This window comes from Bradyrhizobium sp. 149 (assembly GCF_023073915.1).
In the GTDB taxonomy this organism is placed as follows: domain Bacteria; phylum Pseudomonadota; class Alphaproteobacteria; order Rhizobiales; family Xanthobacteraceae; genus Bradyrhizobium.
Map to the genome: position 1 here is coordinate 1,339,505 of NZ_JADPKK010000022.1, position 14,708 is coordinate 1,354,212.

At 64.2% G+C, this 14,708-nt stretch carries 15 protein-coding genes; 5 read left to right on the plus strand and 10 right to left on the minus strand.

The window, feature by feature from the left end; all coding sequences use genetic code 11:
• The first annotated feature begins 21 nt into the window (after window positions 1–21).
• The 4 genes from IVA88_RS24100 to glsA all read left to right on the plus strand — a co-directional run bounded on the left by IVA88_RS24100 (window position 22) and on the right by glsA (window position 5,555).
• A complete protein-coding gene (locus tag IVA88_RS24100; RefSeq protein WP_247499647.1) occupies window positions 22–243 on the plus strand; it encodes an acetyl-CoA carboxylase biotin carboxyl carrier protein subunit in 222 nt (73 codons plus the stop codon).
• A gap of 164 nt (window positions 244–407) precedes the next feature.
• A complete protein-coding gene (locus tag IVA88_RS24105; RefSeq protein WP_247499648.1) occupies window positions 408–1,574 on the plus strand; it encodes a TAXI family TRAP transporter solute-binding subunit in 1,167 nt (388 codons plus the stop codon).
• Between the two features lie 35 nt (window positions 1,575–1,609).
• Window positions 1,610–3,685 (plus strand): TRAP transporter permease, encoded by a 2,076-nt coding sequence (locus IVA88_RS24110; protein WP_247499649.1) that lies wholly within the window; start codon window positions 1,610–1,612, stop codon window positions 3,683–3,685.
• Window positions 3,686–3,707: 22 nt separating this feature from the next.
• A complete protein-coding gene (glsA, locus tag IVA88_RS24115; protein ID WP_247499650.1) occupies window positions 3,708–5,555 on the plus strand; it encodes a glutaminase A in 1,848 nt (615 codons plus the stop codon).
• 128 nt (window positions 5,556–5,683) lie between these two features.
• Here glsA and IVA88_RS24120 read toward each other — a convergent pair whose 3' ends face one another.
• Window positions 5,684–6,211 (minus strand): carboxymuconolactone decarboxylase family protein, encoded by a 528-nt coding sequence (locus IVA88_RS24120; RefSeq protein ID WP_247499651.1) that lies wholly within the window; start codon window positions 6,209–6,211, stop codon window positions 5,684–5,686.
• On the opposite strand from IVA88_RS24120, the gene IVA88_RS24125 reads away from it, so the two are divergent.
• Window positions 6,210–6,392, plus strand: coding sequence for a hypothetical protein (locus IVA88_RS24125; RefSeq protein WP_247499652.1), 183 nt, complete (start codon window positions 6,210–6,212; stop codon window positions 6,390–6,392). The two genes, IVA88_RS24120 and IVA88_RS24125, sit on opposite strands and share 2 nt — an antisense overlap.
• A 313-nt stretch (window positions 6,393–6,705) precedes the next feature.
• Here the strand turns inward: IVA88_RS24125 and IVA88_RS24130 are convergent, their stop codons facing one another.
• From IVA88_RS24130 to IVA88_RS24170, 9 genes are all read right to left on the minus strand, one after another.
• A complete protein-coding gene (locus IVA88_RS24130) occupies window positions 6,706–7,065 on the minus strand; it encodes an OB-fold domain-containing protein (protein WP_247499653.1) in 360 nt (119 codons plus the stop codon).
• Window positions 7,062–8,198: a thiolase family protein gene (locus IVA88_RS24135; protein WP_247499654.1), complete on the minus strand. Its 1,137-nt coding sequence runs from the start codon at window positions 8,196–8,198 to the stop codon at window positions 7,062–7,064. The genes IVA88_RS24130 and IVA88_RS24135 overlap by 4 nt, the downstream gene beginning before the upstream one ends.
• Window positions 8,195–9,418, minus strand: coding sequence for a CoA transferase (locus IVA88_RS24140; RefSeq protein ID WP_247499655.1), 1,224 nt, complete (start codon window positions 9,416–9,418; stop codon window positions 8,195–8,197). The genes IVA88_RS24135 and IVA88_RS24140 overlap by 4 nt, the downstream gene beginning before the upstream one ends.
• Before the next feature lie 119 nt (window positions 9,419–9,537).
• On the minus strand, window positions 9,538–9,744 hold the full coding sequence (locus tag IVA88_RS24145; RefSeq protein WP_007592312.1) for a hypothetical protein: 207 nt from the start codon (window positions 9,742–9,744) through the stop codon (window positions 9,538–9,540).
• Between the two features lie 114 nt (window positions 9,745–9,858).
• The gene (locus tag IVA88_RS24150; RefSeq protein ID WP_247499656.1) at window positions 9,859–11,028 is read right to left on the minus strand and encodes an acetyl-CoA acetyltransferase; all 1,170 of its coding nucleotides are present in this window, start codon (window positions 11,026–11,028) and stop codon (window positions 9,859–9,861) included.
• Between the two features lie 71 nt (window positions 11,029–11,099).
• Window positions 11,100–11,750, minus strand: a complete 651-nt coding sequence (eda, locus tag IVA88_RS24155) for a bifunctional 4-hydroxy-2-oxoglutarate aldolase/2-dehydro-3-deoxy-phosphogluconate aldolase (protein ID WP_247499657.1) — start codon at window positions 11,748–11,750, stop codon at window positions 11,100–11,102.
• Window positions 11,751–11,763: 13 nt separating this feature from the next.
• Window positions 11,764–12,744, minus strand: coding sequence for a sugar kinase (locus IVA88_RS24160; RefSeq protein WP_247499658.1), 981 nt, complete (start codon window positions 12,742–12,744; stop codon window positions 11,764–11,766).
• Window positions 12,745–12,767: 23 nt separating this feature from the next.
• Entirely contained in the window at window positions 12,768–13,754 is a 987-nt protein-coding gene (gene denD / locus IVA88_RS24165) for a D-erythronate dehydrogenase (protein ID WP_247499659.1), read from the minus strand.
• A 78-nt stretch (window positions 13,755–13,832) separates the two neighbouring features.
• Entirely contained in the window at window positions 13,833–14,708 is an 876-nt protein-coding gene (locus IVA88_RS24170) for a carbohydrate ABC transporter permease (RefSeq protein WP_247499660.1), read from the minus strand.

Here is a 14,708-nt window from a genome sequence, read left to right on the forward strand (position 1 = left end):
CGACAACAAAAAGGCGATGGCATGCCAGAAATTAAGATCGTCACGGAGATCGCCGGACGGGTCTGCGCAACTCCCGTGCAAGTTGGAGGAACCGTTGCAGATGGCGATGAAATTGTGGTGGTCGAAGCGATGAAGATGGAGATACCTGTGCTTTCTCCCGCGAGCGGCGAGATCACATCGCTTCTGGTGAAGCTCGACGACATCGTTGCCGAGGGACAGGCGATCGCGATCGTCGCGAGCTGACTGCATTATCCGTCGTTTCCGCGACAATCTGTCAGCCTCTTTCCTGCGTTCGCGGTACGGCGTTGCTATCGCCTGATCGCGATGACATGATCTGTTTCAAACAAACCTGTTTCAAACAAAGAAAGAAATCGTCGCGGCAAACGCGAGGATCATTGGAGGGAAACATGCTTCGTGGGCTGATCATGCTCGCGCCTGCCTTGGTGGCGGGCTTTTCTTTTGCGTCTACACGCTATGCATCCGCCGAAGATATCAAGCTGCCGGCGACATTGACGTTCACCGCCTATGACACCGGCACGGCCGGCTTCAACATCGCGGTCGGCGTCGGCAAGATGATGAAGGACAAATACTCAACCGACGTGCGCGTGCTCCCCGCGGGCAACGACGTCGCGCGTCTCGCACCGCTGCGCGCCAAGCGCGCGGTCTCCGCGGCGATGGGATCGGGTACCTATTTCGCGCAGGAAGGCGTGTTCGAGTTCGGCTCCAGGGAATGGGGCCCGCAGCCGCTCCAGATCCTCTTGTCCAGCGTCGACTGCAATTGCGGCACGCTCGGCGTGGCCGCCGACACAGGCGTCAAGGAGCTGAAAGACCTCAAGGGCAAGCGTGTCGGATTCGTGGTCGGCTCGCCGGCGCTGAACCAGAACTCGCTCGCGGTGCTCGCCTTCGCCGGCCTGACGCAGAAGGACGTCAAGGTGGTCGAGTTCGCAAGCTACGGCGCGATGTGGAAGGGCCTGATCAACAACGACACCGACGCGGCCTTCGGCACCACCATCACCGGCCCCGCCAAGGAAGCCGAGACCTCGCCGCGCGGCCTGATCTGGCCGCCGCTGCCCGCCAAGGACAAGGAAGGCTGGGCGCGGATGCAGAAGGTCGGCTCGTTCTTTTTCCCCCAGACCGCGACCTGCGGCGCCGGCATCTCGCCGGACAAACCGATCGAGCTCGGCAACTATCCCTACCCGATATTCGTTGCCTACGCCTCGCAGCCGGCCGACCAGGTCTACGCGATCACCAAGGCGATGATCGTGAACTACGACGCTTACAAGGATTCCGCGCCCGGCGCCGGCGGGCTCGCCGCCGATCGCCAGACCAAGGACTGGGTGGTGCCGGTGCACCCCGGCGCGGTGAAGGCGCTGAAGGAAGCCGAGCAATGGAGCGACGCGCAGGACGCGCACAACAACAGATTGATCAAGCGGCAGGAAGTACTGGGCGCCGCGTGGACCGAATACGGCAAGACCAATCCCCCCTCGGATGACAAGGCGTTCCTCGACGGCTGGATGAAAGCGCGTGCCGCGGCACTCGCGAAGACCGACATGCCGAACGGGTTCGAGGATTAGTTCTCAGCGTTAACTGCCCACGCGCGGGGTCGACCATGTCGTCTGCTTCAATCTCCACCGCCCCGCAGGACGAGGCCAAGCGGCTTGTGTTCGACGATCCCCACGGCGCCGCCGGCAACATGCAGGAAGCCGAGGTCACGCGCGTGCGAAGCCTGCGCGGCGGCTGGCGCTGGACGCTGGTGGCCGCAACCGCCGCGACCATCCTGCTCTGCATCAACCAGCAATTCTCGCTGCGCTTCTTCGTCGGCTACACCCAGCTCAACACGGAGTACTTCTATCTCCTGATTGCGCTGATGCTGCCGTTCACGTTCCTGATCTTCCCGGGGACCCCGCGCGCGCCGCTCGACCGCATTCCCTGGTATGACCTTCTCTGCTTCGTCGTGACCTTTGCCGCCGCGCTGCTGTTGATGTCGAACGTCCGCAAGGCCGCGGAGGCCGGGTGGGAATTCGGCGGCGCACCGAACAGCGTGATCGCCGCCGGTCTCGTGATGTGGGTGATGCTGATGGAGGCGCTGCGCCGTACCGGCGGCTGGAGCCTGCTCCTGAGCGTGCTCCCTTTCACCGTCTATCCGCTGTTCGCAGAATCCGGCTGGCTCGGGCCGTTCCGCGGCACGCAGTCGACGCTGGAGCAGGCAACGTCCTATCATGTGCTGTCCGGCGAGAGCCTGCTCGGCATTCCCATCCAGGCCTTTGCCGACACCGTGATCGGCTTCCTCGTGTTCGGCACGGCCCTGATGATGACCGGCGCCGGAAGATTCTTCATCAATCTCGCCTTCGCGCTGTGCGGCACGTTCCGCGGCGGCGCGGCGAAAGTCTGCATCTTCGCCAGCGGCCTGCTCGGCATGATGTCGGGCTCAATCATCTCCAACGTGCTCACCGCCGGCACCATGACCATTCCGGTGATGAAGAAGAGCGGCTTTCGCGCCTCCTATGCCGGCGCGATCGAGGCCTGCGCATCGACCGGCGCGGTGCTGGCGCCGCCGGTGATGGGCGCGACCGCCTTCGTGATCGCACAGTTCCTCAACGTCAGCTACGCCGATGTCGCGATCGCAGCCATCATTCCCGCCACGCTCTATTATATCGGCCTGTTCATGCAGGTCGATTCCTATGCCGCACGCCATGGGCTGAAGGGCATTCCGCGCGCGGAGCTGCCGCGGGTCATGGATACGATCCGGGACGGCTGGTACTACGTCTTCGTGATCGCGCTCCTGATCGTGATGCTGCTCTACTTCAAGCGCGAAAGCCATGCGCCGTTCTACGCCACCGCCCTGCTTCTGGTCCTCAACCAGCTGTTCTCGAAGGACACGCGCTGGACTGTCGCGACCATCGGCAAATTCCTCGAAGTCAACGGCCGCACCTTCGTCGAGCTGGTCGGCATTCTCGCCGGCTGCGGTCTGCTGATCGGCGCCTTCTCGATGACCGGCGTGGTGTCGAGCCTCGCCAACGACCTGCTGCATATCGCCGGCGACAACCCGTTCCTGCTGCTCGGCATGTGCGCCCTCACCAGTCTGATCCTCGGACTCGGGCTGACCACGACGGCCTGTTACATCTTCCTCGCCATTCTGGTCGCGCCCGCGCTAGAGAAGCTCGGGCTGAACAAGATGGCCGTGCACATGTTCATCTTTTACTGGGGCATGCTGTCCTCGATCACCCCGCCGGTCGCGATTGCTTCATTCGCCGCCGCAGGAATTGCCGGCTCGCCTGCGATGAAGACGGGCTGGGAATCGATGTGGGTCGGCAGCATCATCTATTTCATCCCGTTCTTCTTCGTGCTCAATCCGGCGCTGGTGCTGCAAGGGCCGAGCCCCTATCTCGCCGGCCTCGGTCTGATGGCCCTTGCGGCGTTCGGCACCCTGTTCATCTGCGGCGGCATCCAGGGCTACCAGCCCTTCGTCGGCGATCTCCGCGGCGCCGGTGCGCTGGAATGGCCGATCCGCGTGCTGCTGGTGATCGGCGGCTTCGTGGTGGCCACCCCCGGCGGCGGCATCATGCCACTGTCGCAGATGCAGGTGACGCTGCTCGGCCTCGCCATCCTCGTTCCCACAGTTTTGCTCGCCCTGCTGCTGGTCCGGCGGCAGACCATGGTGGCGGACGGGTTGCGCGTGCCCTGATTGCGTTGCACAAAGAGAGGCGATGAAACCGCTTTCGCCTCTCGCCACCGCCTGGACCCGTTCGAAGCCGCCTTTGCTGCGGTTTCTGGACAATTGCCTTAATGAATTTTCGGCCGAGGCCTCGGGCGCGGTTGCCGACTACATTCCCGAGCTGAGCAAGGCCGATCCTGCCTGTTTCGGCATCAGCCTCGCGACCCTGGACGGACATGTCTACGAGGTCGGCGACAGCCGGGTGCCCTTCACCATCCAGTCGATGTCAAAGCCGTTCGTGTTCGCACTGGCGCTGGACCTGCTCGGCGCTGGGAGGGTCGAGAGCGCAATCGGCGTCGAGCCCTCGGGCGATCCCTTCAACTCGATCCGGCTCAACTCGGAAAACCATCCATTCAACCCAATGGTCAATGCCGGCGCGATCGCCTGCACCGGGCTGATCTATGACAGCAAGGGCGCAGACGCCTTCGAGCAAATTCGCCTCGCGCTTGGTCGTTTCGCCGGGCGCGACCTCGCCCTCGACGAGGCGGTCTATGCGTCGGAGAGCCAGACCGGCGACCGCAACCGCGCCATCGGCTATCTCCTGAAGACCAATGCGGTGATCTCGGACAATGTCGCTGCCGTGCTCGACGTCTATTTCAGGCAATGCGCGGTGCTGGTCACCGCGCGCGACATCGCGGTGATGGCGGCAACGCTCGCCAACCGCGGCGTCAATCCGGTGACGGGCGAGCAGGTGCTGACGCCTTACGCGATCTCGCGCACGCTGTCGGTGATGACGTCGTCGGGCATGTACGACTATGCCGGCGAATGGATCTACCGGATTGGCATCCCCGCCAAGAGCGGCGTCGGCGGCGGTATTCTCGCCGCCCTCCCCGCCCGCCTCGGGCTCGGCAGCTATTCGCCGAAGCTCGACAAGCACGGCAACAGCGTGCGCGGCATCAAGGTCTGCGAGGCGCTATCCTCTCATTACGATCTGCACATGCTCAACCGCAGCGACGATGCACGCAACGCCGTCATCGCCGACTACGACATCGGCAAGAGCCCGTCGCGACGCGTCCGCCGCCCGCAGGAGCGCGATATTCTCGCGGCCCACGAGCAGGAGGTGCGGGTCATCGAGCTGGTCGGCACGCTGTCGCTGTCGGCGGTGGATTATGTCTCGCGCCGGCTTGCGGGCCGACCGCGGCCGCAATTCGTGATCTTCGATCTCCATCGCGTCACCTCCACCACACGCGCCGGTGCCCGGCTCGTGGCAGAGGCTTTCGAGGAGCTCGCCGCGCTGAACGTCACGGTGGTGCTATCAGGCGTCAGGCGCGCCTCCAAGGAATGGGACAGCCTGCGGGAATGGACCGCCGAGCTGAAGAACGTCCGCGATTTCTACCTGCTCGACACCGCGGTCGAATGGGCCGAAGACCAGATCGTCTATCGCTATGGCGGCTCGATCGATTTTCACGAGACCACCGAGCTTGCCGAGCAGCCGCTGCTCGCCGGCATGAGCGAGGAAGAGCTGACCGACCTCGCGTCGATCTGCACGATCCGGACCTTTCAGTCCGGCGCAAAGATCATCACGGCAGGCGATCCCGCCGACGCTCTGTTCTTTCTGCGCAGCGGCGCGGTGCATGTCACCTTGCCCGACGGCGTGCGACTGGCAACGCTGACCGCCGGCATGGCGTTCGGCGAGATGGCGCTGCTGGAGCCGACCCGCTCGGCCGACGTGTTCGCGGACATGGCGGCTACGGCGCACGAGGTGCCCCTGAAGGACTTCGAACGCTTCCGCAAGCAGCACCCCCGCGCCAGCGAGCGGGTCATGCGCAATTTGGCACAGCTCCTCGCAGACCGCCTGATCGTCGCTAACGCCAGGGTGGATATCCTCAGCGCGACCTGACGACGCTGCTCCCCCTCCTCATTGCGAGCGCAGCGAAACAATCCAGAAATGCGCCCGCGGAAGGACACTGGATTGCTTCGCTGCGCTCGCAATGACGGAGTGCGGATAAAGACCGTGCTTCTCCTAAATTAGCCCACCACTTCCGTGACCGGCTGGAGGTCGATCTCGAAGGTCTCAAGGAATTTCGAGGTCATGATGTAGAAGCCGACCGAGAGTTGCAGCTCGACCAGCGCGGCCGGCGTCAGCTTCGACGAGATCGCCTTAAAGGTCGCATCCGTCGGCTTGTTCAGCTTGACGATCTCGTCGGTGAAGGCGAGTGCGGCGCGCTGCGTCTCGTCGAAACAGGAAGCAGCCTGCCAGTTTTCGAGCGCCTCGTTCTGCTCGTCGCTGACCCCGACATTCTTGCCGATGCGCTTGTGCGCGACGATCTCATACGGTGCCTCGCACAAAATGCCGGTGCGCGTGATCGCGAGCTCGCGCACGATCGGATCGAGCTCGCCCTTATGACGGATGGCGCCGCCGAGCCGGCAGTACTGCTCGAAATAGCTGGGCGAGTGCGACATCATCCGGAAGATGTTGGCATTGCGGTTCTTGTCGAGGATTTCGCGGGTGCGCTCGGATGCCTTGGACGGGTCGCTGTAGTTGATGCGGGCCATGATTTTCCTGATATTTTTGTCGAAGGCTTTCTCGGAGCCTTTGATGCTCATTGTCGTTGCCGGCGAAAGTTCCATGAAACTCTATTCGCGCGGAGACGCAGGAGCAACAACATCGAGTCAAAATGCCGCCGCATTGCTGATCGACCTTGGGACAGTCGATATTCGCTGCGTGGGGACTTGATCGCAAGCGAGTACTCGAAGTGGGGTGTTCCGAGTAAAATAATTGGCCGTCCTTGCGCTCGCCGCGCATCGATGAGTCACGCCCGAGTCTAGGGAGAAACGACATGAAGGAAGCCACCAAGGGGGCGGCCTCGGAAGCGCTTGCGCATATGCTGGCGGTGATGGCGATGCTCGTCATCGCCAGCATCCTATTCTACGGGCGTTAGGTAGAGTTTTGGAGTTTTCGTCATTCCGGGGTGGCGTTTCGCACACGCCAGGCCCAGAATCCCGTTCCAGGCTCGGTCCTCAGGACCGCCCCCGAATGACGAATCCCACTATTTCCTTTTCACGAAGAACGGCACCAGCCTGCCGGCGAACGGTTTGAAGCTCGCATCGACCTCATCGCCGATGGCGAGGTCATTCTCACCATGCGCCATCATGCGAAAGCCCTCGGCGCAGTCGACCAGCAGGATGTTGTAGGGCACGTGTGTGCGCGTCTCAGGCGTCGCGGCGCGGCAGACCAGCGACGTCGCGTACACCCGGCCCTTGCCGCTGGCGCGCTGCTCGCGTGGATCCGACGCGCCGCAGGCCGCGCAGAAGGCGCGGCGAAAATACTGCACCTGGCCGCATGCGCTGCAGGTCTGAAAGGTGATGGCCTGTTCACCCCTGGTCCAGTCGACCAGACGCTCGCTCATCGCACCCGCTCCAGGAACATGGTCACGTGGGACGACAGCACGCCGCCGTCGCCGTGCAGCAGCGCGATCGAAGCGTCGCCCACCTGACGATTCGCCGCCCGCCCCGTCATCTGCAAATGCGCCTCGACGAGATGCGCCATGGCACCACCGACGCCGCAATGACCGTAGCTGAGCAGGCCGCCATGGGTGTTCAGCGGGATCGCGCCGTCGCGGCTGAAATGGCCGGCGCGCACGCGGGCGGCTGCCTCGCCGCGCGCGGCAAGACCGAGGTCCTCCAGCAGCATGGCCAGCGTTATCGTAAAGCTGTCGTAGATCGCGGCGTAGCGCACGTCGGAGATCGCAAGTCCCGTGGCCTCGCTGGCGCGGGCGGCGGAGATCTCGGCGCCGAGCTCGCTGAGCGTCGGCGCTGCTGTGACGTGCTGATGGGTATGGGCCTGGGCACAGCCGCGAATGCGCACGCCGGCCTCTCGGGTCCGCTCGCGGCTGATGACGAAGGCGGCGCCACCGTCCGACACCGGGCAGCAATCGAGCAGCTTCAGCGGCATCGCCACCGGCTTCGAGGCCATGACGTCGGAAACAGTGATGGGATCGTGGAATTGGGCGCCGGGATGGCTGCAGGCGTGGGCGCGCATCAGCACCGCGAATTCGGCGAGGTCTTCTTCCGTCACGCCGTATTCGTGCATGTAGCGGTTGGCGACAAGGCCGTAATAGGCGGGAATGGTCGGGCCGAGCGGCACCTCGTAATCGGGATGACCGACCTGCGCCAGTGCCTGGATCGAGGCATCGCGGCTCTGGCCAGTGAGGCGGTTCTCGCCGCCGACGACGAGCACATTGCGGGCGACGCCTGCTTCGACGAGATGATGGGCGAGCATGGTCATCGCGAGCCCGGTCGCGCCGCCGACCTGGACGGCATGGGCGTAACTGGGGCGGATGCCAAAATGCTCGGCAAAGACGGTCGCCAGCATGATGTGCGACGAGACTGTGGAGTAGCCGCAGAGGACGCCGTCGATCTCCGCGCGCTTGAGCCCGGCATCGTCAAGCGCGGCCTGCGCGGCCTTGCTCATCAGGTCGAGCGAGGACGAGCCTTCGTGCTTGCCAAAAGGCGTGAGGCCGACGCCGGTGATGAAGCTCATGGGCGCACCTGTGCATCGTCATTCCGAGGCGGCGAACGGGTGACGCCGTCGCGGACCATGGCCTCGATCTCGTCCGCGGAATAGCCGATCTCACGCAGGATCTCCGCGCCGTGCTCGTTGAGCTGCGGGGCGAGGCGCACCGGTTCGGCTTCAGTCCCGGACCAGGTCGCCGTCACCTTCATGCTGCGGATCGGACCTTCGGTCGGATGGTTCACGACCGGGAAGAAATTCGTCGCCTCCAGATGCTCGTCGTGCAGCATCGACGCGAGGTCGTGCATCGGCATTACAGGCACGTCCGCCTTGGTCAGCAGGTCGATCCATTCCGCCGTGGAGCGCGTCTCGAAGATGCGCGCGAGCTCGGCATAGACGACGTCGATGTTGGCGGCGCGGCCGGCAAAGCTCGCGAACATCGCGTCGGCCCGCAGATCGTCACGTCCCGTGGCCTTGAAGAAGTTCTCCCACTGTTTGTCGTTGTAGACGATGATGCTGAGATAGCCGTCCGACGTCTTGTAGGGCCGGCGATCGCGCGAGAGGTGGCGGGCGTAACCGCCCTTGTCGAGCGGCGGCTCGTAGGTCAATCCGCCCATATGGTCGCCCATGACGAAGCCGGCCATGGTCTCGAACATCGGGATGTCGACGCGCTGGCCGCGTCCGGTGCGGTCGCGGTGCACGAGGCTGGCGCAGATCGCGCCGACGGCGGTCAAGCCGACGATGCGATCGACCAGCGCGTTGGGCACATAGCGCGGCACGCCGTCACCGGTCTGCGCCATCAGAGCCGGCAGCGCGGTGGCGCCCTGGATCAGGTCGTCATAGGCAGGTTTTGCAGCATACGGCCCGTCCTGGCCGAAACCGAACACGCCGGCATAGACCAGACGCGGATTGATCTTGGAAACTACGTCATAGCCGAGTTGAAGCCGCGCCATCGCCTGCGGGCGGACGTTGTAGACAAGGACGTCGGCGTCTTTCAGCAAGCGCAGCACGGCCTCGCGGCCGGCGGGCTTCTTCAGGTCGAGGCAGATCGAGCGCTTGCTGCGGTTGGTGTTGAGGAACACCGGGCCCATGCCGGCGTGCCGCATCGGCCCGATCAGGCGGGTGACGTCGCCGTCCAGGGACTCCACCTTGATGACGTCTGCGCCGTAGTCGCCGAGCATCTGGGTCGCATAGGGCCCCATCAGCACGGTGGTCATGTCGACGATCTTGATGTCCTTCAGCGGCCCCATCGTTCGCTCCCGATCGCGCGGGCTCACTTGGGGCCCTCCGATTTCGGTCCAGCTAACGGCAGCGGCGGCGCGTGCGCAAGGGCGGCCGGCGTATGGCCGCATGCGCCGCGATGCGGCCGCTATTTCTTCTGACGGGATTCGCGAACCTTGAGGAGACGGTCGAGTTCCTCATTCTGCTGGTTGATGCGATCCGCGATCCGCGACTCGTTCTGCTCACCCGAGGCCGCCGCGGCCTGCTCGATGAGCTGCCTTATATTGTCCTCGAGGATCGCGATGCGGTCGTTGAGCGCGTCCATCGACAGCGAATCTTCGTAGTCATTGCTCATGATGCATCCCCTGCAAATCGATCAAGAGCTTTAAGGGGCCGGGTGGGCCCACCATGATCTAGCGCAAGAAAAGAAGGTGGGCACGGCGCTTCGCGCTTTGCCCACCCTGCGGCCTTACTTCAGCGGCTCCAGCACGGAGACGTAGTTGGCAACGGCCGCACCGCCCATGTTGAAGATGCCGCCGAGTTTTGCATTCTTGAGCTGCATGCCCTCGGGCGCTTGGCCGGCGAGCTGCATCGCGGTCATCACGTGCATGGAGACGCCGGTGGCACCGATCGGATGGCCCTTGGCCTTGAGGCCACCGGACGGATTGACCGGCAGCTTGCCGTCCTTGAGCGTCCAGCCTTCCTTGATGGCGCGGGCGCCCTGCCCCTTCGGCGTCAGGCCCATCGCTTCGTACTCGATCAGCTCGGCGACCGTGAAGCAGTCATGGGTCTCGACGAAGGAGAGATCGGTGAGCGCAACGCCCGCCTTTTCCAGCGCGCGCTGCCAGGCGACCGTGCAGCCCTCGAACTGGAGGATGTCGCGCTTGGACATCGGCAAAAAGTCCTGGGCGTGCGCGGTGGCGCGGAAGCCGATCGACTTGCTCATGGTCTTGGCGGTCTCGCCGTCGGCCAGCACGAGCGCCGCGGCACCGTCGGAGACGAGCGAGCAATCGGTGCGCTTCAGCGGACCGGCGACATAGGGATTCTTCTCGCTCTCGGCGCGGCAGAACTCGAAACCAAAGTCCTTGCGCATCTGGGCGAACGGATTGGCGACGCCGTTCTTGTGGTTCTTGGCCGCGATCAGCGCCAGTGCATCGGACTGGTCGCCGTATTTCTGGAAATAGGAGCTGGCGATCTTGCCGAACACACCGGCGAAGCCGCCGACTGTGTCGCCGTCCTCGGGCAGATAGGACGCCTTCAACAGGTTCTTGCCGATCTCCGGCCCCGGCGTGCGCGTCATCTGTTCGACGCCGACGACGAGCACGATCCTGGCCGCCCCTGCGGCAATCGCACGCACGCCCTGATGCACGGCGGCGGAGCCGGTGGCGCAGGCGTTCTCGACGCGGGTGGTCGGCTTGAAGCGCAGCTTCGGGTCGGCCTGGAGCACCAGCGAGGCGGTAAAATCCTGGGGCGAGAAGCCGGCGTTGAAATGGCCGAGCACGATCTCGTCGATATCGCCGGCCGAAATACCGGCATCCGCCAGCGCCTCATTGGCGACCTTCACCACAAGGCTTTCCACGGTCTCGGTGTCGAACTTGCCGAAAGGCGTATGCGCCCATCCGACGATGCTGGCGGCCATGTCTTCTCTCCCGGGGTCGTCTGATCTCAAGTCTTGTCTGAGCTAAGTCTTAGCCCAAGGATGGCAAGACTTCACGCGGCTTTCAGGGCCTTGAGGGTGCGCTGGCAGATGGCAGTTATGCCCGCCCAGTTGCCGGCCCTCACCTCCGCTGCCGGACACAGCCAGGAACCGCCGACCGCAACCACGTTGGGCTCGGCGAGCCAGGTCGCCGCATTAGCCTCACCGACGCCGCCCGTGGGACAGAACCGCACGTTCGGGAACGGACCGGCGAGGGCGCGCAGGCCCTTGATGCCGCCGGCCTGCTCGGCCGGGAAGAATTTTGCGACGTCGAGGCCATGGGCCAGCGCCATCATGAGCTCGGAGGCAGTCGCGATGCCCGGGGCGAACGGCAAGGAGCTGTCGGCGGCAACCTTGAGGAGATCGGGGGTCAAGCCCGGGCTGATGCCGAATTTGACGCCAAGCTTCTCGACGCGAGCGAAGTCGGCCGGATTGAGAATCGTGCCGATGCCGACGACCGCCTCAGGCACCTCGGCCATCATCGCCCTCGCGGCCTCGATCGCAACAGGGGTGCGCATGGTCACCTCCAGCGTGCGGACGCCGCCGGCAACCAGCGCGCGGGCCAGCGGCACAGCATCCTGGATACGCTCGATGGTGAGGACGGGAATGACGGTCGCGGCCTTGAACAGCGCGACGAGGTGGTTCTGTTGGGCAGTCGTGGTCATATTGGCTTTCGTTTCACTTGGTCGCTTGACGCGTGGTCGCCGGCCGGTGCCGCTTCTTCGGTGGCATGGCATAACCCGGAATGATGGCGCCCGAATAGCAGATCACGAGGCTGGCGAGGCGGTGCCCGGCCTGGGCCGCCTCGACCGGGTCGGAACCGGCGAGCCGCGCCGCGATATAGGCCGCCGCAAAGCTGTCGCCGGCCGCGGTTGTGTCGACCACGGGCTTGGTCATGGGCTCGGCGCGGACCTCGTGGGTCGCCCCGGGAAAGCGCAACAGGCTGACCGGATCGGCGAGCCGGAACACCAGCTCGGGGCTCGGGATGCGCGCCATCAATTGGTCGTGGCTCTCGCCGGGATAGAGGGCGAGCAGATCCTCGGTCGAGGTCAGCACGATGTCGGCAGCCGCGAATGCCGCTGAAAACACCTCGCGCGCGACATCGCGGTCCGGCCAACCCCGCGCGCGAAAGTTGGTGTCGAACACGAAACGGGTGCCGAGCAGGCGCGCACGCTTGATCGCCGCGAACAGGCGCTCGCGCCCGGCCGCGTCGTAGATCGAGAGCGTGATCGCAGAGAGATAGACGACGTCGTAGCTCATCAGCGAGTTGAGGAGATCGTCCGTCTCCGGCAGATTCATCAGCTGGCGGGCCGCCGCACTGTCGCGCCAGTGGAGGAACTGGCGCTCGCCCTTCGCATCGAGCTGGATCATGTAAAGGCCGGGCAGCTTGCCCGGTAGCCGCGCGACGCGTCTCGTGCCGACGCCCTCCGCAGTCCAAGCCGCAATCATCTCATCGCTCAGGGCATCGTCGCCAAGTGCGGTGAGATAATCGACCTTGATCTCGAGCCGCGCCAGATACACAGCCGTGTTGAGGGTGTCTCCGCCGAAACCGCGCGAGTAGAGGCCCCCGCCCTGCCCGCCGGACTGTCCGGCTGATTGTCCACCTTGGGCCTGCCGGAGCTCGACCATGCATTCGCCGATGCAAGCAACGCTCGCCATCACTTTACCCGCTCAGTCAGAGATCAGGCGACGAAATTGCCGCCGAGCTCGTCTTCGATGTGAATGCGGATGATGTCGTCGAAAGTCTTCTCGGCGGTTGTGAAGCCGAGCTCGAGCGACCGCTTGGCATTGAAGTTGCGCGGCCAGCCGCCGACGATACCGATGATGAAGGGATCGGGCTCCCGCTTGATGCGGGCAGCGACCTTGTCGCCCGCGACGCGTTTCAGCGCAGCGATCTGCTCGCCGACTGTCGCCGACAGGCCCGGCATGGTCAAATTACGGCGCGGCCCCACCGCGGCGAGGTCCATGGTGCCGGCATGCAGCAGGAATCCAACGGCGGAGCGCGGCGTGGCATGCCAGTGGCGGACGTCCTCGGAGACCGGCAGCACGACCTCCTTGCCGGCCAGCGGCTCGCGCAGGATACTGGAGAAGAAGCCCGATGCCGCCTTGTTGGGCAGACCGGGCCTGATGCAGATGGTCGGCAAACGGATCCCGATGCCGTCGAGGAAGCCGCGGCGGGAATAGTCGGCCAGCAGCAATTCGCCGATTGCCTTCTGCGTACCGTAGCTCAGAAGCGGCGTATGGAAGAACTCATCGCCGATCGCCTCCGGGAACGGCGCGCCGAACACCGCGATCGAGGAGGTGAACACCACGCGCGGCTTGTAGCCGCCGCCCGCGAGCCTGACGGCGTCGAGCAGCATCCGCGTGCCGTCGAGATTGATACGATAGCCCTTGTCGAAATCGAGCTCGGCTTCGCCCGAGACGATCGCGGCCAGATGAAAGATCACGTCCGGGCGGCCGGCGACCAGCTTTTCGGCCGCACCCGGTACGGCGAAATCGCCCGAGACGGTCTCGACGGCAAAACCGGCTTTTTCCGGCATCTTCGGCTCGACCACGTCGTGCATGGTCAGCTTGGTGATCTCGCTCTTGCCGAGCCGGCCGTCGCGCAGCAGCCGTTCACACAATTTGCGGCCGACCATGCCGGCGGCGCCCAGAACCAGAATGTGCAAGAGCCTACTCCTTTTTATTGGCCGGAACGCGCCGCCCTTGGCGATTCGTCCTGGCAGGCCTGAAGGCAAGCCCCGCGATCATTCCTTCACGGCGCCGGTCATCGCCGACACATAATACTCCACGAAGAAGGAATAAAGGATAACTACGGGGACCGAGCCTGTCAGAGCCGCCGCCATCAGCGCGCCCCAATGATAGACGTCGCCATTGACGAGCTCGGTGATCGCGCCGACGGGGATCGTCTTGTTCTCGGACGAGGAGATGAAGGTCAGCGCGTAGATGAACTCGTTCCAGGACAGCGTGAAGGCGAAGATGCCCGCCGAGATCACGCCCGGCAGCGACAGCGGCAGCGTGATCTTCATCAGGATCTGCAGCCGCGTCGCCCCGTCGATCAGCGCACACTCCTCAAGCTCATAGGGGATGGTGCGGAAATAACCCATCAGGAGCCAGGTGCAGAACGGGATCAGGAAGGTCGGATAGGTCAGGATCAGCGCCAGATTGCCGTCGAACAGGCCGAGCTGAAACACGATCGCCGCCAGCGGAATGAACAGGATCGAGGGCGGCACGAGATAGCCGAGGAAGATCGCAAGGCCGACATAGCGCGAGCCCTTGTAGCGCAGGCGTTCGATCGCGTAGGCGGCGCAGACGCTGGCGAACAATGAAATGAAGGTCGACGACACCGAGACGATCACGGTGTTCCACATCCAGAGCGGATAGTCGGTGTCGAAGAACAGCTTCTTGATGTGCTCCAGCGTCGGATGCACGATCCAGAACGGATTGTACTTCTCGTAGTCGTACATCTCCGCGTCCGGCTTGAACGTCGCGACCGCCATCCAGTAGAACGGGAACAGCAGGAAGAAGATGATCAGGCCGAGCGGAAGGTAGACGCGGAAAAACTTCCGCGGGAACTTCTCCAGATAGTCCATTCCGACGCTTTGGTCGTCCATCGTGGTCAT

Bases quoted from the DNA above. Each gene is read 5' to 3' on its own strand.
- IVA88_RS24100 (WP_247499647.1), top strand. From the start codon at position 22: ATGCCAGAAATTAAGATCGTCACGGAGATCGCCGGACGGGTCTGCGCA.
- IVA88_RS24105 (WP_247499648.1), top strand. From the start codon at position 408: ATGCTTCGTGGGCTGATCATGCTCGCGCCTGCCTTGGTGGCGGGCTTT.
- IVA88_RS24110 (WP_247499649.1), top strand. From the start codon at position 1,610: ATGTCGTCTGCTTCAATCTCCACCGCCCCGCAGGACGAGGCCAAGCGG.
- glsA (WP_247499650.1), top strand. From the start codon at position 3,708: ATGAAACCGCTTTCGCCTCTCGCCACCGCCTGGACCCGTTCGAAGCCG.
- IVA88_RS24125 (WP_247499652.1), top strand. From the start codon at position 6,210: ATGATTTTCCTGATATTTTTGTCGAAGGCTTTCTCGGAGCCTTTGATG.
- IVA88_RS24120 (WP_247499651.1), bottom strand. From the start codon at position 6,211: ATGGCCCGCATCAACTACAGCGACCCGTCCAAGGCATCCGAGCGCACC.
- IVA88_RS24130 (WP_247499653.1), bottom strand. From the start codon at position 7,065: ATGAGCGAGCGTCTGGTCGACTGGACCAGGGGTGAACAGGCCATCACC.
- IVA88_RS24135 (WP_247499654.1), bottom strand. From the start codon at position 8,198: ATGAGCTTCATCACCGGCGTCGGCCTCACGCCTTTTGGCAAGCACGAA.
- IVA88_RS24140 (WP_247499655.1), bottom strand. From the start codon at position 9,418: ATGGGGCCGCTGAAGGACATCAAGATCGTCGACATGACCACCGTGCTG.
- IVA88_RS24145 (WP_007592312.1), bottom strand. From the start codon at position 9,744: ATGAGCAATGACTACGAAGATTCGCTGTCGATGGACGCGCTCAACGAC.
- IVA88_RS24150 (WP_247499656.1), bottom strand. From the start codon at position 11,028: ATGGCCGCCAGCATCGTCGGATGGGCGCATACGCCTTTCGGCAAGTTC.
- eda (WP_247499657.1), bottom strand. From the start codon at position 11,750: ATGACCACGACTGCCCAACAGAACCACCTCGTCGCGCTGTTCAAGGCC.
- IVA88_RS24160 (WP_247499658.1), bottom strand. From the start codon at position 12,744: ATGGCGAGCGTTGCTTGCATCGGCGAATGCATGGTCGAGCTCCGGCAG.
- IVA88_RS24170 (WP_247499660.1), bottom strand. From the start codon at position 14,708: ATGACCACGATGGACGACCAAAGCGTCGGAATGGACTATCTGGAGAAG.